This window comes from Marinomonas lutimaris (assembly GCF_019426345.1).
Lineage (GTDB): Bacteria > Pseudomonadota > Gammaproteobacteria > Pseudomonadales > Marinomonadaceae > Marinomonas > Marinomonas lutimaris.
Map to the genome: position 1 here is coordinate 58,371 of NZ_JAHLLW010000002.1, position 23,753 is coordinate 82,123.

23 protein-coding genes are annotated in these 23,753 nt (G+C 41.9%); 15 read left to right on the forward strand and 8 right to left on the reverse strand.

Features of this window, described 5'->3' with window-relative positions; translation table 11 throughout:
* Window positions 1-112: 112 nt before the first annotated feature.
* The 7 genes from KPL72_RS03195 to KPL72_RS03225 all read left to right on the forward strand — a co-directional run bounded on the left by KPL72_RS03195 (window position 113) and on the right by KPL72_RS03225 (window position 6,648).
* Window positions 113-937 carry an alpha/beta fold hydrolase gene (locus KPL72_RS03195; RefSeq protein ID WP_219701846.1) on the forward strand — a complete coding sequence of 275 codons (825 nt, stop codon included), beginning with the start codon at window positions 113-115 and terminating at the stop codon, window positions 935-937.
* A gap of 27 nt (window positions 938-964) precedes the next feature.
* Window positions 965-1,249 (forward strand): XapX domain-containing protein, encoded by a 285-nt coding sequence (locus tag KPL72_RS03200; protein ID WP_219701847.1) that lies wholly within the window; start codon window positions 965-967, stop codon window positions 1,247-1,249.
* Window positions 1,250-1,355: 106 nt separating this feature from the next.
* Window positions 1,356-2,036, forward strand: coding sequence for a hydrolase (locus KPL72_RS03205; protein WP_249422083.1), 681 nt, complete (start codon window positions 1,356-1,358; stop codon window positions 2,034-2,036).
* Between the two features lie 82 nt (window positions 2,037-2,118).
* Window positions 2,119-3,981 carry an amidohydrolase gene (locus KPL72_RS03210; RefSeq protein ID WP_219701848.1) on the forward strand — a complete coding sequence of 621 codons (1,863 nt, stop codon included), beginning with the start codon at window positions 2,119-2,121 and terminating at the stop codon, window positions 3,979-3,981.
* Window positions 3,982-4,005: 24 nt separating this feature from the next.
* Window positions 4,006-4,428: a DoxX family protein gene (locus tag KPL72_RS03215; protein WP_219701849.1), complete on the forward strand. Its 423-nt coding sequence runs from the start codon at window positions 4,006-4,008 to the stop codon at window positions 4,426-4,428.
* Window positions 4,429-4,465: 37 nt separating this feature from the next.
* A complete protein-coding gene (locus KPL72_RS03220) occupies window positions 4,466-5,032 on the forward strand; it encodes an antibiotic biosynthesis monooxygenase (protein ID WP_219701850.1) in 567 nt (188 codons plus the stop codon).
* Window positions 5,033-5,058: 26 nt separating this feature from the next.
* On the forward strand, window positions 5,059-6,648 hold the full coding sequence (locus KPL72_RS03225) for an MFS transporter (protein ID WP_219701851.1): 1,590 nt from the start codon (window positions 5,059-5,061) through the stop codon (window positions 6,646-6,648).
* 123 nt (window positions 6,649-6,771) lie between these two features.
* On the opposite strand, the gene KPL72_RS03230 is transcribed toward KPL72_RS03225, so the two are convergent.
* Window positions 6,772-7,359, reverse strand: coding sequence for a YrbL family protein (locus KPL72_RS03230; RefSeq protein ID WP_219701852.1), 588 nt, complete (start codon window positions 7,357-7,359; stop codon window positions 6,772-6,774).
* 439 nt (window positions 7,360-7,798) lie between these two features.
* On the opposite strand from KPL72_RS03230, the gene KPL72_RS03235 reads away from it, so the two are divergent.
* Together KPL72_RS03235 and KPL72_RS03240 are read left to right on the forward strand one after the other, a co-directional pair.
* A complete protein-coding gene (locus KPL72_RS03235; protein WP_219701853.1) occupies window positions 7,799-8,503 on the forward strand; it encodes a pseudouridine synthase in 705 nt (234 codons plus the stop codon).
* A gap of 19 nt (window positions 8,504-8,522) precedes the next feature.
* A complete protein-coding gene (locus tag KPL72_RS03240; protein ID WP_219701854.1) occupies window positions 8,523-9,431 on the forward strand; it encodes an NAD-dependent epimerase/dehydratase family protein in 909 nt (302 codons plus the stop codon).
* Between the two features lie 88 nt (window positions 9,432-9,519).
* On the opposite strand, the gene KPL72_RS03245 is transcribed toward KPL72_RS03240, so the two are convergent.
* A complete protein-coding gene (locus tag KPL72_RS03245; RefSeq protein ID WP_212918592.1) occupies window positions 9,520-9,891 on the reverse strand; it encodes a glutathione S-transferase N-terminal domain-containing protein in 372 nt (123 codons plus the stop codon).
* Window positions 9,892-10,067: 176 nt separating this feature from the next.
* Between KPL72_RS03245 and KPL72_RS03250 the strand changes: the two genes are divergently transcribed.
* Window positions 10,068-10,259, forward strand: coding sequence for a DUF3185 family protein (locus KPL72_RS03250; RefSeq protein ID WP_219701855.1), 192 nt, complete (start codon window positions 10,068-10,070; stop codon window positions 10,257-10,259).
* 26 nt (window positions 10,260-10,285) lie between these two features.
* A complete protein-coding gene (locus KPL72_RS03255; protein ID WP_219701856.1) occupies window positions 10,286-10,774 on the forward strand; it encodes an ASCH domain-containing protein in 489 nt (162 codons plus the stop codon).
* A gap of 32 nt (window positions 10,775-10,806) precedes the next feature.
* Here the strand turns inward: KPL72_RS03255 and KPL72_RS03260 are convergent, their stop codons facing one another.
* A complete protein-coding gene (locus KPL72_RS03260) occupies window positions 10,807-11,568 on the reverse strand; it encodes an EAL domain-containing protein (protein ID WP_219701857.1) in 762 nt (253 codons plus the stop codon).
* Between the two features lie 236 nt (window positions 11,569-11,804).
* Here KPL72_RS03260 and KPL72_RS03265 point away from each other — a divergent pair, with 236 nt between their 5' ends.
* From KPL72_RS03265 to KPL72_RS03275, 3 genes are all read left to right on the forward strand, one after another.
* Entirely contained in the window at window positions 11,805-12,464 is a 660-nt protein-coding gene (locus KPL72_RS03265; protein ID WP_219701858.1) for an NADPH-dependent FMN reductase, read from the forward strand.
* A 201-nt stretch (window positions 12,465-12,665) separates the two neighbouring features.
* Window positions 12,666-13,460, forward strand: coding sequence for a glycosyltransferase family 32 protein (locus KPL72_RS03270; RefSeq protein WP_219701859.1), 795 nt, complete (start codon window positions 12,666-12,668; stop codon window positions 13,458-13,460).
* A gap of 228 nt (window positions 13,461-13,688) precedes the next feature.
* On the forward strand, window positions 13,689-15,272 hold the full coding sequence (locus KPL72_RS03275; protein ID WP_219701860.1) for an L-lactate permease: 1,584 nt from the start codon (window positions 13,689-13,691) through the stop codon (window positions 15,270-15,272).
* 54 nt (window positions 15,273-15,326) lie between these two features.
* Here the strand turns inward: KPL72_RS03275 and KPL72_RS03280 are convergent, their stop codons facing one another.
* From KPL72_RS03280 to KPL72_RS03295, 4 genes are all read right to left on the reverse strand, one after another.
* Window positions 15,327-16,601 (reverse strand): dicarboxylate/amino acid:cation symporter, encoded by a 1,275-nt coding sequence (locus tag KPL72_RS03280; RefSeq protein WP_219701861.1) that lies wholly within the window; start codon window positions 16,599-16,601, stop codon window positions 15,327-15,329.
* Between the two features lie 42 nt (window positions 16,602-16,643).
* Window positions 16,644-18,071 (reverse strand): aspartate ammonia-lyase, encoded by a 1,428-nt coding sequence (locus KPL72_RS03285; RefSeq protein ID WP_212918600.1) that lies wholly within the window; start codon window positions 18,069-18,071, stop codon window positions 16,644-16,646.
* Window positions 18,072-18,336: 265 nt separating this feature from the next.
* On the reverse strand, window positions 18,337-19,755 hold the full coding sequence (locus tag KPL72_RS03290) for a sigma-54-dependent transcriptional regulator (RefSeq protein WP_219701862.1): 1,419 nt from the start codon (window positions 19,753-19,755) through the stop codon (window positions 18,337-18,339).
* Between the two features lie 44 nt (window positions 19,756-19,799).
* Complete coding sequence (locus KPL72_RS03295; RefSeq protein ID WP_249411748.1) at window positions 19,800-21,449, reverse strand: transporter substrate-binding domain-containing protein; 1,650 nt, start codon at window positions 21,447-21,449, stop codon at window positions 19,800-19,802.
* A gap of 170 nt (window positions 21,450-21,619) precedes the next feature.
* On the opposite strand from KPL72_RS03295, the gene KPL72_RS03300 reads away from it, so the two are divergent.
* Window positions 21,620-21,997 (forward strand): DsrE family protein, encoded by a 378-nt coding sequence (locus tag KPL72_RS03300; protein WP_219701863.1) that lies wholly within the window; start codon window positions 21,620-21,622, stop codon window positions 21,995-21,997.
* Between the two features lie 113 nt (window positions 21,998-22,110).
* Here the strand turns inward: KPL72_RS03300 and KPL72_RS03305 are convergent, their stop codons facing one another.
* On the reverse strand, window positions 22,111-23,628 hold the full coding sequence (locus KPL72_RS03305) for an alanine/glycine:cation symporter family protein (RefSeq protein ID WP_212918604.1): 1,518 nt from the start codon (window positions 23,626-23,628) through the stop codon (window positions 22,111-22,113).
* Window positions 23,629-23,753 lie beyond the last annotated feature (125 nt).

Here is a 23,753-nt window from a genome sequence, read left to right on the forward strand (position 1 = left end):
TGGAAAAAGAAAATAAGCATTTAATAGTTAGTAGTCGCGACAGATTTACTAAGCATTTCATTGAACAGATGAAAGATTAAATTAGCTTTAATATGAGAGCGGGAGTGGGACTATGAATACGATTACTGTAGCGGATGGAACACAGATTTTTTATAAAGATTGGGGAAGTGGTCAGCCGATAGTATTCCATCATGGTTGGCCACTAAGTTCGGATGACTGGGATGCGCAAATGCTGTTTTTTGTGGCGCAAGGTTATCGGGTAATTGCTCATGATCGTCGAGGGCATGGCCGCTCTACACAAACATCATCTGGTAATGATATGGATACTTATGCCGCAGATGTCTCAGAGTTAGTTAAATACTTGGACCTAAAAAATGCAGTTCACATTGGTCATTCTACGGGGGGTGGGGAAGTCGCGCGGTATGTTGCTAAATATGGCAAAGATCGCGTCGCTAAGGCTGTGTTAATAGGTGCTGTACCGCCCATTATGTTAAAAACGGAGGCGAACCCTGGTGGTTTGCCAATGGAAGTATTCGATGGGTTTCGTAGTGCTCTAGCAGCGAACCGAGCGCAGTTTTTTCTAGATGTTGCAAGTGGTCCATTTTATGGTTTTAACCTTCCTGATGCCGAGATTTCGCAAGGCGTTATTAATAACTGGTGGCGTCAAGGAATGATGGGCGGATCTCAAGCTCATTATGATTGCATTAAAGCTTTTTCCGAAACAGATTTTACAGCCGATCTTACAAACATCGATGTACCTACTCTCATTATGCATGGTGATGGTGATCAAATCGTACCGATTGAAAACACTGCATTACTTGCAAGCAAACTTGTAAAAAAAACAACGCTTAAGATCTATAAGGGATTTCCGCACGGAATGTGTACTACGCATCCTGATGTCATTAATGCTGATTTACTCGCATTTATTCAAGAATAACCTTTATAACGTCTTAGGGATTTAGTAATGAAAATATATTTATTTTCACTGGGTGCTGGCATTTTGGTTGGTGTGGTTTATGCGTTAATTAATGTCAGATCACCTGCGCCACCAGTGGTTGCCTTAATTGGTTTGTTGGGAATATTAATTGGCGAACAATCAATACCCTTAATAAAACGAATGATGTCGTCAGAGCCAGTTAGTTCAAGTTGGATTAAAGAAGAGTGTTATCCTCATGTGTTAGGAAAATTGCCAGGACGAGAAACTTTGCAATGTACAGATAAAAATCAACGGACAAAAAAAGTGGGCTAGATATAAAGCCCTCATGCCTTTGCATGGCTATATCACAATAATGTGGCGATAGCAGTGTGATCTTAAATGTAATGATGTAATTAATTTTTTTAAATGGAGCTCTATTATGAATACAAAAACTGATCTATTAACCCCTGATAATTGCCAGATTATTTTCATTGATCAACAACCACAAATGGCCTTTGGCGTGCAGTCGATAGATCGTCAGGTTTTAAAGAATAATGTCGTGGGTTTAGCAAAAGCAGCTAAAACATTTGGCATTCCTACTACGATTACAACGGTGGAAAGTCTATCTTTTAGTGGTCATACCTTTCCTGAATTGTTAGCTGTGTTTCCTGAAAATGACATATTGGAAAGATCGTCAATGAATTCATGGGATGACCAAAAAGTTCGTGATGCTTTGGCAAAGAACGGTCAGAAGAAAATTGTAGTATCTGGTTTGTGGACTGAAGTATGCAACAACGGTTTTGCGTTAGCTGCAATGGCTGGTGCAGGTTACGAAATCTACATGGTGGCTGATGCGTCTGGTGGAACTTCTAAAGAAGCCCATGACTATTCAATGCAGCGCATGATTCAGGCTGGTGTAGTACCAGTAACTTGGCAGCAAGTTATGCTTGAATGGCAACGTGATTGGGCTAATAAGGGTACTTATGACGCCGTAATGGCGATTGTTAAAGAGCATTCTGGTGCTTACGGTATGGGGGTGGATTATGCCTATACCATGGTTCATAAGGCGGAGGAGCGAGTTACTCACGGTCCAGTATTGGATCCAGTACCAGCGTGTTAATTTTCAGGTCATAAGTGTCATGGCGTACTGAATGATGCCTTCATTCAGTACGTTTTCAATCAGATTAATGGAGGTCTCAGATATGCCAATACTTGCCGATTTGATTTTATATAACGCAAAAGTTACCACCCTAGATCCTGTTAATCCTTCAGCTAGCGCGATTGCGATTGCTGACGGACGTTTTCTTGCTGTTGGCAGTGAAGACGATGTATTAGTGCATCGTGGCGAGAATACAAAATTAGTTGATTGTAATCGCCGTCGACTGATTCCAGGTTTGATCGATTCGCATATCCACGTTATCCGCGGTGGCTTGAATTTTAATATGGAGCTACGCTGGGATGGTGTGCCATCATTAAGTGATGCCATGGCGATGCTGCGGGAGCAAGTTGCTCGTACGCCAGCGCCGCAATGGGTTCGTGTTATTGGCGGTTTTAATGAGTATCAATTTGCAGAGAAGCGTTTACCTACTATAGAAGAGCTAAACGCTGCGGCGCCTGATACGCCAGTGTTCATCCTGCACTTATATGATCGAGCATTACTTAATGGTGCGGCTTTACGTGCTGTCGGATATGACCGAACCACACCTAATCCTCCAGGCGGTTTAATTTTAAAAGATTCTCGCGGAGAGCCAACTGGCTTGTTATTAGCCGAACCCAACGCGATGCTTTTGTACTCTGCTTTAGCAAAAGGGCCAAAATTACCTTACGAATATCAAGTTAATTCAACACGTCACTTCATGCGTGATTTAAATCGTCTTGGTGTGACCAGTGTTATCGATGCTGGCGGTGGCTTTCAAAACTATCCAGATGATTATCAAGTTATCGAAGATTTACATAAAAGCGGCGAAATGACGCTACGTATTGCCTACAACTTATTTACTCAACGTCCAAAAGAAGAGCTAAGTGATTTCGCTGGCTGGACGAAGTCGGTGAAGGTTGGGCAGGGGGATGATTTTTACCGTCATAATGGCGCAGGTGAAATGTTGGTATTTTCTGCCGCAGACTTTGAAGATTTTCGTCAGCCGCAACCTACTCTAGCTCCTGGTATGGAAGACGAGCTTGAGCAAGTTGTTCGCTTGCTTGTGGAGCATCGTTGGCCATTTCGCTTACATGCTACTTATGACGAATCTATCTCTCGTATGTTGGATGTGTTTGAAAAGGTCAATCAAGACATTCCATTTGATGGATTACACTGGTTTTTTGATCACGCTGAAACGGTCTCTGATAAAAATATAAATCGTATTGCTAAGTTAGGCGGTGGTATCGCAATCCAGCATCGCATGGCATATCAAGGTGAGTATTTTGTACAACGTTATGGGGCAGAGGCGGTAAAACGCACACCTCCATTTAAACGCATGATCGAGATGGGTGTACAGGTGGGCGCAGGCACTGATGCAACGCGTGTTGCAAGCTATGACCCATGGACTGCGTTGTATTGGTTGAGTACTGGGAAAACTGTGGGTGGCATGAGCATGTACCCAGGCGAAAATCTTGTCGATCGTGAAACAGCGTTGCGCCTATATACACAAGGCAATACATGGTTCTCAAACGAAGAAGGGCTGAAAGGGCAGATTAAAGTTGGTCAATATGCCGATGCTGTGTTGTTGTCCGATGACTTCTTTGCAATACCAGACGAAGAAATTCGTAACCTAGTCTCTGTGATGACGATTGTGGCTGGAAAAGTGGTCTACAGCGACGATGAATTCTCTCTTATGTCACCAAAGCTGCCACCTGCTATGCCAGACTGGTCTCCAGCTAATTATTATCAAGGCTATTTTAAACCAACTCACAATGTGCAGCACGCTATGGCTCATGCTGGATGTGGTTGCGGTACTGAATGTAATGTTCATGGTCATTCTCATGCTCGTGCGAGCAGTGCCGCAATTTCTGATGATCAGCAGAATGGTTTTTGGGGTGCGCTAGGCTGCTCATGTTGGGCATTTTAAATAATAGCTAAAAGGAATATTCGCATGAAGATACTGGAAGAGTTATTAGCGAAAGTTTGGTTTGAGCGCATTGCCTTTATGGGGCTAGTTATTGTGTTCATTTATAGTGGAATTGATAAGTTGTTACATTTTGATCAGGCAATAGCTGAGTTTTCTTCATTGAACATGGAGCCTGCTTGGTTGCTTGTATTACTCACAATAGGTGTACAGTTGGGCGGTAGTGCACTGTTGTTTTTTCGTCGTTACACTGTATTGGGAGCCTTGATGTTGGCCGTTTTTACAGCCATGGCTACACTCATTGCTCATCGATTCTGGGAAGCGCCAGCGAATAATTATGTACCTGAATTGAACGCTTTTCTTGAGCATTTAGGGTTGATAGGCGCATTTGTACTGGTTGCACACCTTTCTGCGGTACGTAGCTCGCGTAATAATGTATCAGCGTCCTAACTTAATCGATTTAATCTCTAGTAACGGGGGTTTTAGTATGTTTTCAGCAGCAGATATTGAGCGTAGTGCAACAGTGGTGATTACGCATCATGTTAAGGATGATCGACAGGTTGATTATGAGCAATGGCTGAGTGAGATTATTCCGATCAGCAAAAGTTATAATGGGCATTTAGGTGTGCAGGTTATACGTCCTATCACTGATAGTGCCGTTACTTACACTATTATTATCCGTTATGAAACGAAAGAGCACATGCATGCATGGATGCAGTCCAACGATCGCCAAGAGCTGATTAATAAAGTACGCCCGTTACTGAGTGTTGATGATCGTTTTGAGATGCTAGAAGGCTGGGATTTTTGGTTTACGCCAGAGGGAAGTAAGGCACTGTTGCCAACTCGTTGGAAGCAGTTTTTAGTAACATGGAGTGCAATATACCCGCTTGTCTTGCTTATGTCGTTTTTAGTCGGTAAGACATTTTTAGTCCTTGGGATACAAGATAATCTTTATTTGCGTATGTTGTTAGTGACCTGTTTGGTCGTGGCGTCCATGGTTTACATCGTGATGCCACGCTATACCCATTTAGTACATCGCTGGTTATTCCGTTAAATTTATAGAAAAAGGAGGGCGTTCTTTTGGTTATATCAACTAGTTCTCCGTGGGCGCCATTTCGGTCGCGGGCATTTGCTGTGTTGTGGATTGCTACGTTAGCCTCTAATGTTGGAACTTGGATGAATGATGTTGGTGCGGGCTGGTTGATGACCTCTTTAGCACCATCACCACTAATGGTTGCAATGGTGCAAACGGCAACTACTCTACCAATATTTTTGTTTGCTCTACCGGCAGGAGCACTGGCTGATATTATTGATCGGCGCAAACTATTGGTTGTTGTACAAGGTATTATGGCATTGCTGGCGGCGTCGTTATCTGTTCTTGTCTTTACTGATCAGGTTACATCTTCTGTACTTTTGGTTTTTACCTTTTTGCTTGGTACTTGTGCTGCTTTTGTCGCACCGGCTTGGCAGGCTATTGTTCCTTCATTAGTCAAAAAAAGTCATTTGCAGTCAGCTGTAGCATTAAACGGTGTTGGTATTAACATTAGCCGTGCGATAGGGCCGGCTATTGCAGGTTTTTTGATTGCTGGAATTGGTATTTGGGCTCCATTCGCATTGAATGCTATCTCATTTCTCGGTGTTATTCTTGCTCTGATATGGTGGCGTCCAAAACCTCAAATACAAACTGTATTACCAGCTGAGCATTTCTGGAGTGCCATCACAATTGGCATTCGGTATGCTCGTCATAGCGTACCTCTTAAAATAGCTTTAGTTCGCGCCATTGCTTTCTTTTTATTTGCTAGTGCATTTTGGTCATTACTTCCATTAGTGGTTCGTTCGTGTTTGAACGGTGGTCCCAGTTTGTATGGGGTGTTATTGGGTTGTATTGGTATTGGAGCGGTTAGTGGTGCCTTGTTATTACCGCCGTTAAGGAAGCGCTGGTCTGCCGATCGTATGGTCAATATATGTACCTGTCTTATTGCGATTACCTTGCTGCTCAATGCTTTTATTCATAATTCAATTATTAGTGCGGTGGCAAGTTTCCTGTTTGGTATGGGCTGGATTGGTGTGTTATCAACGCTTAATTTAGCCGCGCAAACGGCGGTGCCTGATTGGGTGCGTGCTCGTGGTTTATCTATTTTTCTCATGGTCTTTTTTGGTTCCATGAGTATGGGGAGTCTGATGTGGGGAGGGCTTGCAAGTTTTATTTCACTTCCTATTGCCTTAGCGATAGCCGCCGTGGGGGCATTGATTGCGATTCCTTTAGTGGCAACTAAGAAGTTACATGTCAACGAGGGGGATGCATTGGCACCATCTGTACACTGGCCACAGCCACTGTTAAACGTTGAGGAGCATGCTGATGTTATTCAACATGGCCCGGTGATGGTGACGATTGAATATCATATCAATCCAGATGATGTAGGGAAGTTTTTACAGCTAATGGAAGAGTTGGGTAAAGCGCGTAAACGTAGTGGTGTTTTCGCCTGGTTTATCATGCAAGATGCCGCCAATGCAGAACATTTTACAGAATATTTTATGGAGAATTCTTGGGTTCAACATTTGCGACATCACGAACGAGTGAGTACTGCAGATCAAATTATTCAAGATAAAATCCATCAGTTACATCAAGGCATTAATCTACCAAAAGTCAGTCATCATTTTAAACGATAAAAAACTATTGTTAGGATATTTTTCTGCTTAGATGTTAGAAAATGATCTGGTGAGATATAAGTGAAAGTATTTATATTGAGGCTTGAAGATAAGAGGGGATAAGTACTACTTATCCCCTCTTTTTTATATTTGATTAAGCTTCGACAAATGAATATTAAATAACGAGGCTCTTTTTGACATATTCTTAATGATTTTTGCGCTTTTATGCTTGGCTAGAGGGCGTAAAACCATGTAAATAAGTGCTTTCACTGTCATGTCTCGAGGGCCAAACCCATCAACTAATACTGGAGTGAAAGTGCCATCTTGATTTTTACGCATTAAGATATTCTGTATTCCGTCATCGTGTAGCAGCACACCATATTTGAATACTTTATCTTTTAAATCAGTTATATAAGACAGAGCTTGTTTTAACGTAATAGTCCGCTCTTCCATATAATCTTCCAGACTTTTTGAAACATTCCCATCATGATCAAGAACGATTTGTGTGACTACGCCTTTTCCAAGGTTAGTGTCTATTGTTCCTGCAAAATTGGTGATGAAGTCTAAGCTTTGTTTGCTGTGTTTTTTGTAGAACACAACTTCGGTTATGTTTCTGTCTTTTTCTGGATTATGATTTATTTTGATACATAACTCTTGATTATTAGGGTGTCTATAAACTGTACGACAGCTCCCTTCAGCAAGGTAGTATTTATCACTTAGATTTATGTCCATATGGCCAGCTATATATTAATCAGAGATCGTTAAAATTATTCATCTCTACCTATTTAGAATAGGTAATGGTGACGCACAGAAAGGACGGGAATATGGTATGAGTGGGGTAAAAACTTCACTGCAAATTTACTGCGTCCATTTGGTAAAGCGCTATGTTTTTTATTGTAACGTAAAGGACTAGTAAGAGTTTGTAATGGACGTAACAGTTCATATCTTTTCACTTTTCTTTGTTTTAATTCATTTTTTTTTCACCTTTTTCGCTTTATTTTCACTTTTTTATGTTTAATGACTTAGTGAAACGAATATCTCTCATACAAAAAAGAGAAAGAGGCTCTTATGTAATGGCCATCAACAAGGCGTCTTTCTGTGTGATCTAGGTTGATAAAGGTCTGTCAGAGGGGATAATGTCTGGCTTTATTACTATTTAATGTTGCCTGTTATGCGTCTTGATAAGTTTGTTTGTAAAAGTACTGAGTTGACCCGAATGGAAGCAATCCAATGCATTCATTCTGGTGAAGTTTTCGTAAATGGTGAAGTTGCGACAAACGAAGCGACTCAGGTGCATGAAAATAATTTAGTACTCTTGAATGGCGTTAAGCTTAAAACGCGTGATTTTCGCTACATTTTGATGAATAAACCAGCGGGAACGGTTTGCTCCAATATTGATGAGGTCTATCCGTCGCTGTTTAATTATCTAGAGGTTGATAAAGTCTCTGAGCTTCATATTGCTGGGCGTTTGGATGCTGACACAACTGGCTTGGTGCTGATTACCGATGATGGGCGCTGGTCTTTTAATATTACACTGCCAACGAACGATTGCCGTAAAATCTATCGAGTTAAGTTGTCTCAAGCGATTCCAACAGAGCTCAGCCAAGACCTTATCGCTCAGTTCGAAAAAGGCCTGAAACTCCAAGGTGAGCTGGGGTTAACGCGTCCAGCTAAGCTAGAAATTATTACTCCAAAAGAGGTGCTTTTAAGCATCACCGAAGGCAAGTTTCATCAGGTTAAGCGCATGTTTTCAGCTGTTGGCAATAGAGTGGTTGGTTTACATCGAGAGCAGATAGGTAAGGTTTGCTTGGATCTTGATGTTGGACAATGGCGTTATTTATCTAAGAATGAAGTCGAGTCTTTCAATAATAATTAGAATTCATGGAGGTTAGGTTATGACAGCAAAACGCATATTATTTACAGGTGGATCGGGGAAAGCTGGCAAGCATGCGGTGGCTTATCTTCTTGATCAAGGTCATCGAGTGTTGAATGTTGATTTGACGCTACTGGATCATCCTAAGGTCGATAATCTGATCGCCGATATTACCGACTCTGGTCAGATGTTTAACGCTATGAGTTCGTATGCTGGTTTTGATGAGTTAGAGCCTGGTACAGGTGTGCCTACATTTGATGCGGTGGTGCATTTTGCTGCGGTGCCAAGAATCTTGATTAATCCAGATAACGAAACCTTTCGAGTGAATACCATCGGCACTTACAACGTTATTGAAGCGGCTGTAAAACTTGGTATTAAAAAAGTGATTATTGCGTCGTCAGAAACCACTTATGGTATTTGTTTTTCTGATGGACAAACCAATCCTCATTCACTGCCATTAGAAGAAGATTATGATGTCGACCCTATGGATAGCTATGGTTTGTCTAAGGTAGTTAACGAGAAAACAGCACGTAGTTTTCAGCGTCGTTCAGGAATTGATATTTATGCGCTGCGCATAGGTAATGTGATCGAGCCTCATGAATACGCTGAACTGTTTCCACATTATTTTAAACATCCCGAAGTACGTCGTCGGAATGCTTTTTGTTATATCGATGCTCGTGATCTTGGGCAGATTGTGGATTTATGTTTGCAAAAAGACGGTTTAGGTTTTCAAGTGTTTAATGCGGGTAACGACCACAATGGCGCGATTATTCCTACGAAAGAGTTAGCTGAGCGGTTTTTTCCAAGTGTGCCGTTTACCCGAGAAATGGGTGAGTATGAAGCCTTGTTTTCGAATCGTAAAATCCGTGACGTGCTGGGTTTTAAAGAACAACATAATTGGCGGAATTATGTTCAAGCACCAAGTGAGTAGTTTTTATCATTAATAAAAAATGGCTTCTGTTTCCAGAAGCCATTTTTTTGGGCTTTGAGTCGTTTTCGCTTTGCTTTATAAAATAGGTTTATGCAAAGCGTTTTTCTAGGTAGCTGATGATCTCGGAGGATTCGTACATCCACTGGACTTTGCCATCTTGCTCAATACGCAAGCATGGCACTTTTACTTTACCGCCACCTTCAAGCAATTCTGTACGGTGTTTTGACCCTTCAGGCGCGTTACGCTTTTCGATGGGAAGATTAAGCTTATACATTGCTCTGCGAGTTTTTGTGCAAAATGGGCAGGCTGCGAATTGATAAAGTGAGAAGTTTTTAAGCTCTTGGTTTATCTCTTTTTGTTTCTCTGGTTCACGCTTTTTCTTCGACCCACGGGTAATAAGATCAACCGCTATGATGATGTAGCCTAGTAGGTTACGGATGAGGTTTATCAATATCTTCATGTGGATGCTCGCTTGCTCTTAAAATAGGTGAAGTAGGATAAGTGTTAAATCGCCGCCATTCTAACTGTAAAATGCTAATGTTTTAAGGGTTTGGAGTAATTGATTGCAGATCGTTGCCTTGTTTGTGTCATGATGCTTGAGTTATTTTTTAAAACTATTAATCATTTGGAGTGAATATGAACAATAAAATTATCGGCATCATTTTAGTGATCGCTGGTGCTGCTTTAGCGGTATGGGGCTACAACATATATGATGCAGCTGCTTCTCAAGTAACTCGTGCACTAAGTGGTGAGACACCAGTAGAAGCTTGGGTTGGCATGGTTGGTGGTATTGTTTGTGTTTTAGTTGGCCTAACAAGATTGAAGTAAACGCTCATTTTGTAGGGGGTGGTGGGATGCAAAGGGAGGTTGAAGACTTCATGGAAAAAAGAAGCAAAGCGTATTTGGATAGCTTTCTCCATTCTTTACCTCTAGAGGTTGCCGAAAAATACACGTCTTTTAGTGCAGATTATTATTGTTCCGACGAGTTCAATGCCAATGTTTGCGCTGATTTAATTGTGCGAGGTGAAAAGCAAGCCTCGTGCAGTATGAAATATTGGTATAGCCATGAAGGTGAAGTCATACCTGAGGTTGGTCACTTGCAAGTTGTGACTGACTGGGACGGCAAGCCTGTGTGTATCATAGAAATAACTTCCGTCACAGAATGCCGATATTGTGATGTTAGCGAAGAGTTTGCTGCTGCAGAAGGCGAGGGCGATAAATCTTTAGCTTGGTGGCGTGAAGCGCACTGGGCATTTTTCTCTGCCGAATGCGAGGAGTTAGATATTGAACCAGCAGAAGATATGCTGCTGGTGCTAGAGCGTTTTAAGGTTGTCTATCAATAGAGGTTATCTACTTTTTTACGCTTTGTTCTGGGTCAATCCCAGTTGATTTCAGGAAGAGATTCAAAGCTTGGGCGAGCGAAATAGTAACCTTGAAACAGATGAATGCCCATGTCTTGCAGTGCATGATATTCGGCTTTTGTCTCGACACCTTCTGCGACGACTATCATATTAAGTTCGTTAAATAGGTTGACTAAGTTTCGTACGATAATTTGACGCTTTTTGTCTTGATCGATGTTCTTGATGAGCGCCATGTCGATTTTGGTGATGTCTGTCTTAAGGTCGGCAAGTTGGTTTAAACCGTTGAATCCTGAGCCAAAGTCATCCGTGGCGGTTAAAAAGCCTTGTTGCTGATAATGCTGAATGATGGATTCTAAATGTTTGCTGTCGGTGATTTGTTCATTTTCAGTGAATTCGAAAATGATCTTTTCTTTTGGAAATTGGTATTTTTCTGCGGCGTTTAGTGTCGTTCGAATACAAAGTTCTGGCTTGTAAACTGCGTTGGGTAAGAAGTTAATGCTGAGAAAGCTGTGTTTGTGGATTTCTAGTTCTGCTGCAAGTTTGATTGCTTTCACTCGACAACTTTGGTCAAAACGATAGCGATTAGTTTCATTGACGTTTTGAAAAACCTGAAATGCACTTTCTTGATTTAAGCCACGAACAAGTGCTTCTTGTGCAAAAATAGTTTTGGTTTGGCTATTAATAATCGGCTGAAACGCCATAGTGAAGTCGAAGCCTAAGTCACATCCAGTTGAGCATTCTGCGCAGCCTAGTTTTCGGAAGTCCTTCTGTTTCATGTCGCGATTCTCTTGTTTGATGCTTATATATAGGGGGTAGTTTGATGCATCTTAGGCATACAGTTCCCTATCACAATGATTTTTATAGAATATTAAACAATAGAGCTTTCATTGGTAATTTACCAGTGCTGAACTATTTCTTTTAAATATTTGCTTCCGTGTAGTTTTTATTTCATTTTTTGTTGAAGGATGCCATTAAAGCATCTAGATACGATGAGTTTTAATAGGTGATTTTCATGAAGATTTTGATGTTCCTCGGTACTGTTAGAAACAGCACACCACCACGTCCAGCTCGTTTAGGTGAAAGAGTGGCTAAAGCCTGCTTAGCATCTTTTTCATCTCAGTATGGCGGTCATGAAATAGAGCTGGTTGATGCTTTAGAGTTTCCACTTGAACCTATTTTCAAACCTCATTTTTCCTATTCGAAGAGTCAGGTTCCACCGCAATTAGATGAGTTGGCCAAGAAAATAGCATCCGTTGATGCTTATATTATGGTGAGCCCAGAATACAATCATTCGATGAGCCCTGCGTTAGCGAACTTGCTGAATCATTTTGGTAGTTCTTTGTTTTCTTACAAGCCCAGTGCCATTGTGACGTATTCCGCAGGACAATGGGGTGGTATGCGAGCGGCAATCGGTATGAGAACCTTTTTGTCTGAATTAGGCTGCTTGCCGGTGTCGTCTATGATTCATGTGCCGAAAGCACAAGATGTCTTTTCAGAAGACGGAGGTTTGCTAGAGAGTGAAGACCAAGCTGAATGGTTTGGTTATTTTGGGCGCACGTTTAATCAGCTAATTTGGTGGGCGCAAGCAGCAGCTGATCACAAAGAGAAGATTAATCCTCAAGATATGATTCGAGCCTTCACTCAAGATCCTTCTCAAAGAAACGCCCCTTAGTTTGTTTTTTGAAAAGAGTTATGTGAGTTAGCCCTAAGTTGATGATTAGGGTGATGAAGCTTTTGCCTTTCGATGTTTAGAAAGCTAAGACTTTGACATTTATTTGTAACCTCACTGAGATAGTGTGTTCTTTCAAAGTGGTCATTTGCATGAATATTCAATGCGAGCCACTTGTCTTGAATTCTAGAATAGGTCTATCTGATGAACACTTTTTTAAGAATGGTTTCAAATCGATGTATCCGGTTAGTGGGTAATCTAGTTAAAGTAGTCTCGCATCCTTTTCATTTTTTGTTGCCTAATTTTCGCTTCACAATACCTGAATTTTCCAAAGCTAAACTGAAAAGCCGCAATGCTTCAGCTATTCCAAAAGTGATCTGGCAGACAAATTATTCAAGTCGCTGCACTTTACCTATTTATATGAATTATCTTTTTAATCGCTTAATGTCTTTAGATTATGATTATCGTTATGTGAGTACAGAAAAGCGTGAGTTATATATGAAAGAGCATGCGCCGTTGGATGTCTATCGGGCGTACTTAAAGCTGAACGATGGTGCGGCTCAAGCCGACTTATGGCGGATGGTAAACTTGTATAATAATGGTGGTATTTATATGGATATAGATGCCACACTAGTTTGGCCGATTAGTATGATTCTGAAGGAAAAATATGATGCTCTTTATATTAAGTACAAAAAGAATGATGCTGAATTCACTAATTTTTTCTTAGCGACAATAGCCAAAAATACGCATTATAAAAGTGTTATAGATAAGATTGTCCTCAATATTAATGGATACAAGGGACTGAAAAAGAAAGGCGTCTACAACACTACAGGACCTACTGTATTAAACGAAGTATTGGACAACCAAGAGGTTAATTGCCTACGTAGAGGTTATGTTTGTATTCAAGGTGCGTTTACAAATGAGTATTTTCAGTACTTAGATAAGCCAAGAGGGAAGTGGACCCATAAACACGAGGATGAGATAGTTAAATTTAGTTAAACGCTTGGGCTGATGTTGGCTTTTATTTATAGTGCCTTAACTTGGTAAGGCGTTTTATTGTGTATTTCAATATAAGATTGAATAACATAATTTTTGTCATTTTCTTTAACTATGATTTATATCAGTAAAAGATACGACATAAAACCTTAGGATGAAAGAAAACGGTCCATCTTTCCTGATGATTTCTGTAGATACGAAGGATGGCTCCATCACTGAGCAAGGAAAAGCATGAATACTATTTTGTCTGCATTGCCGATTTTATTACTAATTTGGGCGATGACAAAGCGTAATGCTGTGCCTTCACATATTGCTTTGCCCGCCGTGGCGGTTCTGGTTGCTTTTATTCAGCTGGTATTTTTTCAGGCGAATGCTGGTTTGTTACGTGCGAATGTAATTGCTGGTGCTTTGTCCGTATTGACGCCTATTTCCATCGTTGCGGGGGCGATTTTATTAAATCGGGTGATGTTTTTTTCTGGCGCTGAAGTCTTACTTAGTCAGTGGTTAAAAGGCATTAGTGCGAATAAAGTAGCTCAGTTGATGATTATAGGTTGGGCTTTTGCTTTTATGATTGAAGGGGCGTCAGGGTTTGGAACGCCTGCGGCAATTGCTGCCCCTATTTTGATTGGCTTGGGTTTTCCTGCTATCCCGGTGGCGATTTTCACCTTGATTATGAATACGGTTCCTGTGTCTTTTGGTGCGGTGGGTACGCCAATCTGGTTTGGTCTATCAGGCTTGTCATTATCAGAAATGCAGCTTATGGATATCGCCAGGCAAACGGCATTACTCAATAGTCTTGCTGCTTTTATTGTGCCTTTTATCGCTTTGTCCTTTGTAGTGACATGGGATGCGATTCGTCAAAATACTTTATTTATCTTGCTGAGTATCCTTTCCTGTACGGTTCCTTATGTCGTGTTTGCCCAATGGAATTATGAGTTTCCTTCGTTAATTGGCGGTGCTGTTGGTTTGGGGTTAAGTATTTTGTTAGCAAAACAGGGCATAGGATTAAAGAAAACAACAGATACAGAATTGCCAGCTAAAGTGATGGAAGCAAAAACGATCATGAAGGTTTTTTTGCCTTTTGTGTTGTTAATTGCCATTCTAGCTGTTTCGCGTATTCCTCAATTGGGCGTGAAAGCTTTACTGAATGATATGACACCATGGTTAATTTGGCGCTTAGGTGATGCTGATTTTGAGGTAAGTAGGGCTTTGGTATTTAGCATCAACAATATTTTGGGTATGAATGTAAATTGGCAATATAAAAGCCTTTATGTTCCAGCAGTGATTCCTTTTCTTATTGTTTCATTGGTTTGTATCCCTTTGTTTAGTGTGTCAAAAGGGCTTGTTGTTGCAGCTTTACGGAACACTGGTCAGCGCCTATTTTTGCCTATGTTGTCCCTAATTGGCGCATTGGTGATGGTTAATTTGATGATGCAAGGTGGAAGCCAAGCTCCAATGTTGTTATTAGCTCAAGCATTTTCAGGATTACTGGGCGATAGTTGGGGTTATGCGGCGGCGCTACTTGGGGCGCTCGGCTCTTTTTTTTCCGGGTCGGCAACCGTGTCAAACTTAACTTTTGGTGGTATTCAATTAGGTATTGCAGAGAAGGTCGGTTTGCCTGTTAGTCTGGTACTTGCTTTGCAATCTGCTGGCGCAGCTATGGGGAATATGGTGTGCATTAATAATATTATTGCCGTATCGACAATCTTGGGTGTGAGCAATAAAGAAGGATTTATTATTAAGCGGACGATTATTCCGCTGTTTGTTTATGCGCTGGTGGCGGCATTGTTTTCTATTGTCAGTTTGAATCTATAGAAAGAGCCAGATGACATTAAGGTCAACTGGCTCTTTTTTGTTTTCAATAAAGAATTAAATCTTCGCTAAATCTGACGTTGGTTGAGCAGAGTAAATGTCTTCATTCAATTCATTTTCGCTTTTCGCAACGAGAGTTGAGACCATCAAGTCACCACATACGTTTACTGTTGTACGAGCCATGTCTAGGATTCGGTCTATACCAGCAATAATAGCGAGGCCTTCGATTGGTAAGCCAACGGTTGTTAACACCAAAGACAGCATGATCATGCCTGCACCCGGAACACCCGCTGTACCTATGGAAGCAAGCGTCGACGTGGCGATGATGACAATGTAGTCCGAAAACTCCAAATCAACACCAAATGCTTGAGCGATAAACAGAGCGCAAACACCTTGATAAAGCGCAGTGCCATCCATGTTTATTGTTGCGCCTAAGGGTAATACAAAACTAGAAATACCTTTTGATACACCTAGTTCTTCTCGAGCCGCTTTAATACTTGCAGGTAATGTACCAGAGCTGCTAGTAGTGGTGAAGGCTACGGCGGCAGGGTTGGCAATGCCTTTTAGATAAGGCAATGGATTGAGGTGTCCTAATACACTAATCAAACCGCTATAAAAAATAACCACGTGAATGATGCTGCCAAGATAAACAACTGCAACGACTTTTATGAGCGGTAGTAGAATTTCCAGACCATATTTTCCAGCCACCCAAGCCATCAAACCAAATACGCCATAAGGTGCTAGTTTCATAACTAGGCCGGTTAGTGTGTACATAGCTTCTGCAAGACTTTCAAATACAGCTATGGCTGGTTTTCCTTTCTCGCCAGACAGTGTTAACGCAATACCTAAACCCAGTGCAAATACTATGATTTGTAGAATATTGCCTGCAGCGAGCGCATCAACAGGATTGGTTGGGATCATGTTTAGTAGTGTTTGAACCAATGTCGGAGCTTCTTTTGTCGCTTGAGAAACTGCAGAAGCGTCCATATTCAAACCAGCGCCAGGGCTAAATATCGTTCCTAAACCTAGGCCGATAGTGATAGCTACGGCGGTTGTTCCTAAATACAGTACGATGGATTTTAATCCTACTCGACCCATTTTTCGAGTGTCTTGCATGGAGGTAACGCCAACAACTAAGGAGCAAAATACCAAGGGTACAATGAGCATTTTAATGGCTTTAATAAACAAGGTACCAAGCGGTTTTAGTATTTCTGCATCTGGCCCCATGATGGAGCCCGCTATGATTCCGAGAACCATACCAATTAAGATTTTTTGCCAAAGTGGCATTTTGCCCCAGAAGCTTGTTTTTTTCGTTGTTTGAGAGTCTGTCATCTTAATGCCTTTTTATTTGTTATTTGTTATTTGTCAGGGTGATTAACGCTTAATACGTCGAGTTTGAGGGCGAATCATATTGGTGGGTTTAAGTACCTCGCTGATATCGTCTTCAGTCATGAGTTGCTCGTCACGAATTAAGTCTAAAACTCCACGTCCTGTGGCAAGTGCTGTCTTAGCGATACGGCTAGCGTTGTCGTAGCCAATATAGGGAACAACGGCGGTGATCACGCCGATGCTTTGATCAACAAGCTGCTGGCAGTGCTCTTTGTTCGCTGTGATACCGATGACACAGCGGGTTGTTAGCATGTCCATGGCTTGTTTTAACATGCGCATAGATTCCAGTACGTTATAGGCGATAAGGGGTTCCATCGCATTTAGCTGAAGTTGACCTGCTTCTGCTGCCATAGTAATGGCCATATCGTTGCCGATAACTTGATATGCCACTTGGCTGACGGCTTCTGGAATCACTGGGTTAATTTTACCTGGCATGATGGAGCTGCCAGGTTGTTGTGGCGGAAGGTTTATTTCGTTAAGTCCGCAGCGAGGTCCCATGCTTAAGAGGCGTAAATCGTTGGATATTTTCGAGAGTTTGATAGCAAGACGTTTGAGCATGGAGGAGAACAAAACGAATGCGCCCATATCAGAGCTGGCTTCAACTAAATCGTATGCAGGAACGAGTTGGAAGCCACAGATGTTAGACAGGTTTTTGACTGCCATCGCAGCGTATTCTGGGTCGGTATTGATTCCCGTACCGATGGCTGTGCCACCTAGGTTCACTTCTTTCAGTAGTTCTGATAAACCAGCAATACGATCGATATCTTCTGTCAGGGTCGAAGCAAAAGATTGAAACTCTTGACCCAAAGTCATTGGCACTGCGTCTTGTAACTGGGTGCGTCCCATTTTGATGATGTCGGCAAATTCTACTGACTTTGCTTTGAACGCATCACGCAATGAGGCGAGCGCTGTTACTAAATCACCGTGTTTGAGCAAAATGGCCAAACGAACGGCAGTCGGGTAAGCGTCGTTGGTCGATTGCGACATGTTGACATGATTGTTTGGATGAAGGTGTTGGTACTGGCCTTTTTCATAACCAAGCTTTTCAAGCGCGATGTTGGCAATGACTTCGTTGGCATTCATGTTAGTTGATGTGCCGGCGCCACCTTGGATCATATCGACAATAAATTGATCGTGAAAATGCCCTTGTTGAATGTCTGTAACGGCGTCAACAATAGCGTGATAACGATCATCGTCTAAAAAGCCTAGGTTTCGGTTCGCACCAGCGCAGGCCGATTTCACCATACTGATGGCAATAACAAGCTCTGGAAAGTGGTGAAGGGGGATGCCGCTGAGATCAAAATTCAAACAAGCGCGTTGTGTTTGAATGCCATAGTAAGCGTTGGCAGGGACATCACTGTCGCCAAGCAAGTCGTGTTCGGAGCGAACGGCTTCGATGGTGTTTTCTATCATGGTGCTCTCGTTTATTGTTGTTTTGTATGTGATTTTGCAATAAATAAGAGCAACCATTGTGCCAATTGACTGTAGATTATTTAACTTATTGATTTAATTGTAATTAAATTCTGTATCGTCAAATTTTTTAGATTTGAAAGGGTATTCCATAAAGAATAGTTATATTGTCAAAATGTTAGTTGAAAGCTATATATATCAATGTCTTGAGTGCCATATAACTGCGGTTATAGCTATAACTAAAGTTATATGGGTTTGTTTGCGCAGGCTAACCGGATTTTTTATTCAAGCGTTTACTCAAGGCGGGTTGAGACACACCGATTAGACGTGATGCTAGGGATTGATTACCTTGCGCTCGCTTCATGGCCTCTCCAACGAGTAGGTCGTTGATTTCTTGCATGGATGGTAATGGTTGCTCGGCTGGAAAGAACACTCGTGCGCTAGTGTTTTCAAGGTTTGCTTGTTGTAATGAGAGGTTTTCTTTCGTCAACACGTGACGAAAGGTTTCCATCGAGAGAACTTTAGACTGATGACGGCTTACTGCGTCATAAACGAGTGCTTTTAGTTCCCTTATGTTGCCCGGCCACTGGTAATTGGCCAATAGAATCGGCAGTTCCTTGGGGATAGTGGGTTTGTTTTTGCCCATTTCTTCTGCGGCTTGTGTGAGAAAAAAGTCTAGCAACAGAGGTAAGTCATCGACTCGTCGCTGCAAGGACGGGATCTCAACATGATGGATTTTCAAGCGATAGTATAGGTCTTTTCGAAAAGCTCCAGAGGCCTGTTTATCTGTTAGATTTTGATGAGTGGCGGCGACTATTCTGGCACGCAGGCGTTTAGGTCGGTCACTGCCTAGGGGGTAATATTCACCTTCTTGTAATAGACGTAATAATTTGACCTGTGATGTTGGGCTTAAATCGCCAATTTCATCTAAAAACAACGTGCCGCCCGTAGCTTGTTCAATCATACCTGAGCGAGAACTGTCTGCTCCGGTAAAGGCGCCACGACGGTGACCAAATAAGGTGTCAGAAAAGACGTTGTCGTCTAATCCAGCGACATTGACACTTACTAATGGTCCAGCGGTATTACTTAGCTCATGAATAGCTTGAGCTATTTGCTCTTTACCAACGCCGCTTTCACCTGTTATCAGCACGGGTTGTTGGCTTGATGCAATTGATTCAAGGTACTGAAAAATTGCATGCATGTTTTTGTCTTGAGTTATGATATTGGCGAATACGTTAGGTTGTTCTAATGTATTCGTTAATACATGGCGGCGCAGTGCTTGATTTTCGACGTGCATTTCTTGCATACGCACAGCACGTTTAATACCTTCTATTAGACGCTGCTCTTCGGTGGTTTTTACATAATAATCGAAGGCGCCAAGTCGCATACAATCTAATGCGATTTCTAGCTGATTTAAGCCGCTAATGACAATGACATTTATGTCTGGATATTCTGCTACGATTTTTTGTAGTAGCTTATCGCCGGAAATGTAAGGCATGGTCATGTCTAATAGGACGATGCCAATGGGGAGTTCTGCAATCATAGACATGGCGTCACGACTGTCTTGGCACTGGTATAAGTGGCTAAATCCGGCTTTGCGTTCGAGTGCAATGCTCATGCTGCGTAAGAAAGCTTCTTCGTCATCAACTAGTAAAATACCAAACTGAGGGTAAAGGTTTTTTTGCATACAAGAGTTCCTAAAAAGTCTTTTACAAAGAGTCACGAATGAAGTTAAGCAATTGAAAAGGTCAAAACAGCTTTAGTGCCATGCTTGGGTATCGATTCATAAACTAGGCTGCCGCCATGTTCTTGGACGATTTTACTGGATATAGAGAGGCCAAGACCAGTGCCGCCTTCTTCTCGACGAGTGGTAAAAAATGGATCACATAATCGAGTTAAGTTATGAGGCTCTATGCCTTTGCCTTGATCCCAAATTTCTAAACACAAGTGTTGTTCGTCTTTAAGGAAAGTTCGAATGGTAATGGCTTGATTGGAGGTTTCTAGTGCCTGACACGCATTGACGATGAGGTTAATAATCACCTGCTCAATCTTTTGAGCGCTACCATTAAAACGCGGCAGTGGACGGGTATATTCCACATTGAATTGATCACAGCTTTGGCGAATGGTTTTATCAACCAGACGAATAGCGACTTCTAGAATTTCATTGAGATCAACTTGTTCTTTTAAGTCATCAGGTGTTTCACGAGCAAAGTCTTTAAGATCGTTAACGATTCGGCGAATTTTTTGTGTGCCGGTTAGCATATCTTGCAACATAGAAGGAATTTCATCGCGCATTCGACTGTATTCGAGTCCTGCTATATAAAAATCACCATGCTCTTGATAATGGGCCTCTAGGATATCTTCGGCATCGTCATAAAACTCTTGGATCACGGGTAAGTTAAGCAAAAGTAGGCTGCTTGGGTTGTTGATCTCATGGGCGACGCCCGATACTAAAATGCCCAGCGATGCCATTTTGTCTGCTTGCATTAATTGCTTTTGTTGTTGCTTTAACTCGTCGGCGCGACGGCTTACTTCTCGGGTTAGCATGCGGTTCCAGATGACGATACCACCAAGAATCACCAGCAAGACTCCAGAGATACTGCCTGTTATTAGTCCAATTTTTTTCCAAGGAAAACCGTCTTGCTCTAATGGGCCAAGCCATTTGTCGTAGATTTTTTGCTGTCGCCCAGTATTTTTGAGAATGGCGAGACCTTCACTGAATTGGGCGAGAAGGTCGGTATTGCCTTTCATTACGGCATAACCATATTGCTTGGCACCAAAAGGACGACCAACAGGGATGATGTTGGAAAGTTCTAACTCTTTACCAAGGTACAATCCTGGTAAATTAGCGACCAGAGCATAATCGTATTTACCTGCCGACAGTAAGCGCAGTGCTGCTGCGTGGGTGTCGGCCAAAATCAACTTGGCTTTGATGTCACTATGAAGAAAAAAGTCATGCATCACACCGCCACGCTGAACGATTAGTTCTTTGCCTGTGAGTTCGTTCAGGTCATTTACTTTCGCAGTTCCTTTGCGGGCAAAAATAGATTGATGAACTAATGCATGTGGCGGGGAAAAATCGTATTTTTCGGTTCGTCCTGTTGAATAGGCCATGCCTTGTAAAACATCGAGTTGGCCTTGTTCCAAGCGACTGCGAATATCGTCCCAGCTCCCCAGTTTTATTTCGACTTCAATGCCCATGACTTCGGCGATAGCGCGAGTTAATTCCGTGTTGTAGCCATCAGGTTCGCCATCTTCATTGATAAATTCATAAGGTGGGTAATTGAGATCACCACCCACGCGAATCGGATTGTCCGCTAGAGCGAGATTCGCATTGAATACGCTGAAAAGAGCGAAGAGATATAGGTAAATAGATAGCATTACACTGATTCTAGTGGGCATTTTGATAGTTTGTAATTTTTAGAGGTGGCAAATAATAGCATGCTTCGAACATATGGGAGCTGATGTTTATTTTATTGCTACTTTGTTTGAGGGATTTACCTTACGCTGGTCACTAACCAAAAACGTGTTAGCCGTTTAATGAGGATACTATGCAATCAGTGAAAGTAGTTTTTCATATCGATGAAGTCGAAAAGTGGCCATTGCTTCTCGCGAATGTACGAAATCTTGTCAAGGTAGTGGATGTTGCCGTTTCTGCAATTATTGTATTAGTTAACTCAAAAGCGGTGATTATCTTTGATCAGCAGACTTTCAATGGGCATCCTTTTGATAGAAAAGTCCAACCGAATCATATGGATATTGTCAAAGAGTTAGCCCTGCAGGGTGTTGAATTCGCGGTGTGCCAGAATTCACTAACTGGATCGAGTATTTCAATCGAATCTTTATCTGAATATTTAAAGGTTGTTCCTGTTGGTGTGTTGGAGTTGATTGAAAAGCAAACGCAAGGCTTTGCTTATATAAAACCCTAGTGCTAATTCGTTGTATCTGATTAGAATCGAAGCATATAGCGAAAAAAGGCCAGCTAATGTAAATATAGCTGGCCTTTTTTATATCAATGTTTTTTTGCTTAAAAGCGTAGGGACTATTTGTTCTCTGCAGCTTTTTCAGCTTGTTGCTTGTCGTAACGTTTTTCCCAGAACTCCGCGCCTTTGATACCAAGGGCTTTCGGGTTAAAGGTGTATTCAGTTACTCCAGATGCTTTTTGGTCTTCGTAATCACGCAATGCTTTCATGGTTGGTTTTGCCATGAAGAAGATGGTGATAATACCAACGATGTTTAACCAAGCCATTAAGCCTACACCAACGTCACCTAGGTTCCAGATGTAACCTGCGGTGTTAACCGTACCATAAGCCACCATGAACATGATAAGCAGTTTTACGAAGGTCAGTGACACGTTGATGTTCAACGCACGACGTAGATAAGCTACGTTCGTTTCAGCGATGTAGTAATACGCCAAAATAGTGGTGAATGCGAAGAAGAACAAGGCGATACCGACAAAGACTGGACCTGAACTACCAAATACGCTTGCCAGTGCCATTTGAGTGAAGGCAGGAGAAGCAATGATAGTAGAAGGATCAACGTTTTGTACGATGAATTGACCGTCAGCCAAAGAACCTTGCACGTTGTATTGTTGCGTGATCAAAATCATCAGAGCTGTAGCTGTACAGATGAATAGTGTATCAACGTAAACAGAGAAGGCTTGCACAAGGCCTTGTTGCGCAGGGTGTTGAACTTCTGCTGCAGCGGCTGCATGAGGTCCAGTACCTTGACCGGCTTCGTTAGAGTAAACACCACGTTTTACACCCCAACCAATCGCGGCACCAAAACCTGCTTGAGCAGTAAATGCATCCGTGAAAATTAGGTGGAAAATACCAGGCACTTTGTCTAGGTTTAGGAAAACCACGATCAGTGCCATCACAATGTAACCAAGTGCCATGAAAGGTACGATTACTTGAGTGAAGCTTGCGATACGTTTGATGCCACCGAAGATGATGAATGCTAAGACTACCAAGATAACAGCTAGAGCCACTAATTTAGTTGAACCTACTTCACCAAATGAGCTTGATACAACAACACCTTCACCGAAGATTTGTACTACAGCGTTGCCAACAGAGTTTGCTTGAATGCCTGGTAAGAAAACACCACAGGCAATAATAGAAGACAAAGCAAACAATACGCCTAACCAGCGCCAGCCAAGGCAACGTTCAAAGTAATACGCAGGACCGCCACGGTACTGACCGCCTTCGCTTACTTTATAAAGTTGACCTAAAGTAGATTCTGCATAAGCCGTGCTTGCGCCTAAGAAAGCAACGACCCACATCCAGAAAATAGCACCTGGACCACCAAAACCAATGGCAGCAGCAACGCCTGCAATGTTACCTGTACCAACACGACCGGATAGTGATACCGCAAGTGCTTGGAAAGAAGAAATGCCCTTGTCTGAATCGTTGGAGTTGAACAAAAGTGAACACATTTCTTTGAAATGACGAACTTGAGCAAAACGCGTCAGTATTGAATAAAACAAGCCAGCACCTAAACATAGATAAATTAGGGCAGGGCTCCAAATGACTCCGTTTAAGAAATCAATGAATTCTTGCATAGATAGTCCTCGATAAGATTAGCTCTGTGAGCTTTTTTTAGTTGTTGTAGTAATACTAGAGTGCGGCGGTTGTGGGGATGGCCGCTGTTACTTTGCGGAATATTACCGTTGGAAATGTAAATTGC

What these genes read in the sequence shown, in the direction of transcription:
- KPL72_RS03195 (WP_219701846.1), top strand. Translation starts at nt 113, where the DNA reads ATGAATACGATTACTGTAGCGGATGGAACACAGATTTTTTATAAAGAT.
- KPL72_RS03200 (WP_219701847.1), top strand. Translation starts at nt 965, where the DNA reads ATGAAAATATATTTATTTTCACTGGGTGCTGGCATTTTGGTTGGTGTG.
- KPL72_RS03205 (WP_249422083.1), top strand. Translation starts at nt 1,356, where the DNA reads ATGAATACAAAAACTGATCTATTAACCCCTGATAATTGCCAGATTATT.
- KPL72_RS03210 (WP_219701848.1), top strand. Translation starts at nt 2,119, where the DNA reads ATGCCAATACTTGCCGATTTGATTTTATATAACGCAAAAGTTACCACC.
- KPL72_RS03215 (WP_219701849.1), top strand. Translation starts at nt 4,006, where the DNA reads ATGAAGATACTGGAAGAGTTATTAGCGAAAGTTTGGTTTGAGCGCATT.
- KPL72_RS03220 (WP_219701850.1), top strand. Translation starts at nt 4,466, where the DNA reads ATGTTTTCAGCAGCAGATATTGAGCGTAGTGCAACAGTGGTGATTACG.
- KPL72_RS03230 (WP_219701852.1), bottom strand. Translation starts at nt 7,359, where the DNA reads ATGGACATAAATCTAAGTGATAAATACTACCTTGCTGAAGGGAGCTGT.
- KPL72_RS03235 (WP_219701853.1), top strand. Translation starts at nt 7,799, where the DNA reads ATGCGTCTTGATAAGTTTGTTTGTAAAAGTACTGAGTTGACCCGAATG.
- KPL72_RS03240 (WP_219701854.1), top strand. Translation starts at nt 8,523, where the DNA reads ATGACAGCAAAACGCATATTATTTACAGGTGGATCGGGGAAAGCTGGC.
- KPL72_RS03245 (WP_212918592.1), bottom strand. Translation starts at nt 9,891, where the DNA reads ATGAAGATATTGATAAACCTCATCCGTAACCTACTAGGCTACATCATC.
- KPL72_RS03250 (WP_219701855.1), top strand. Translation starts at nt 10,068, where the DNA reads ATGAACAATAAAATTATCGGCATCATTTTAGTGATCGCTGGTGCTGCT.
- KPL72_RS03255 (WP_219701856.1), top strand. Translation starts at nt 10,286, where the DNA reads ATGCAAAGGGAGGTTGAAGACTTCATGGAAAAAAGAAGCAAAGCGTAT.
- KPL72_RS03260 (WP_219701857.1), bottom strand. Translation starts at nt 11,568, where the DNA reads ATGAAACAGAAGGACTTCCGAAAACTAGGCTGCGCAGAATGCTCAACT.
- KPL72_RS03265 (WP_219701858.1), top strand. Translation starts at nt 11,805, where the DNA reads ATGAAGATTTTGATGTTCCTCGGTACTGTTAGAAACAGCACACCACCA.
- KPL72_RS03270 (WP_219701859.1), top strand. Translation starts at nt 12,666, where the DNA reads ATGAACACTTTTTTAAGAATGGTTTCAAATCGATGTATCCGGTTAGTG.
- KPL72_RS03275 (WP_219701860.1), top strand. Translation starts at nt 13,689, where the DNA reads ATGAATACTATTTTGTCTGCATTGCCGATTTTATTACTAATTTGGGCG.
- KPL72_RS03280 (WP_219701861.1), bottom strand. Translation starts at nt 16,601, where the DNA reads ATGACAGACTCTCAAACAACGAAAAAAACAAGCTTCTGGGGCAAAATG.
- KPL72_RS03285 (WP_212918600.1), bottom strand. Translation starts at nt 18,071, where the DNA reads ATGATAGAAAACACCATCGAAGCCGTTCGCTCCGAACACGACTTGCTT.
- KPL72_RS03290 (WP_219701862.1), bottom strand. Translation starts at nt 19,755, where the DNA reads ATGCAAAAAAACCTTTACCCTCAGTTTGGTATTTTACTAGTTGATGAC.
- KPL72_RS03295 (WP_249411748.1), bottom strand. Translation starts at nt 21,449, where the DNA reads ATGCTATCTATTTACCTATATCTCTTCGCTCTTTTCAGCGTATTCAAT.
- KPL72_RS03300 (WP_219701863.1), top strand. Translation starts at nt 21,620, where the DNA reads ATGCAATCAGTGAAAGTAGTTTTTCATATCGATGAAGTCGAAAAGTGG.
- KPL72_RS03305 (WP_212918604.1), bottom strand. Translation starts at nt 23,628, where the DNA reads ATGCAAGAATTCATTGATTTCTTAAACGGAGTCATTTGGAGCCCTGCC.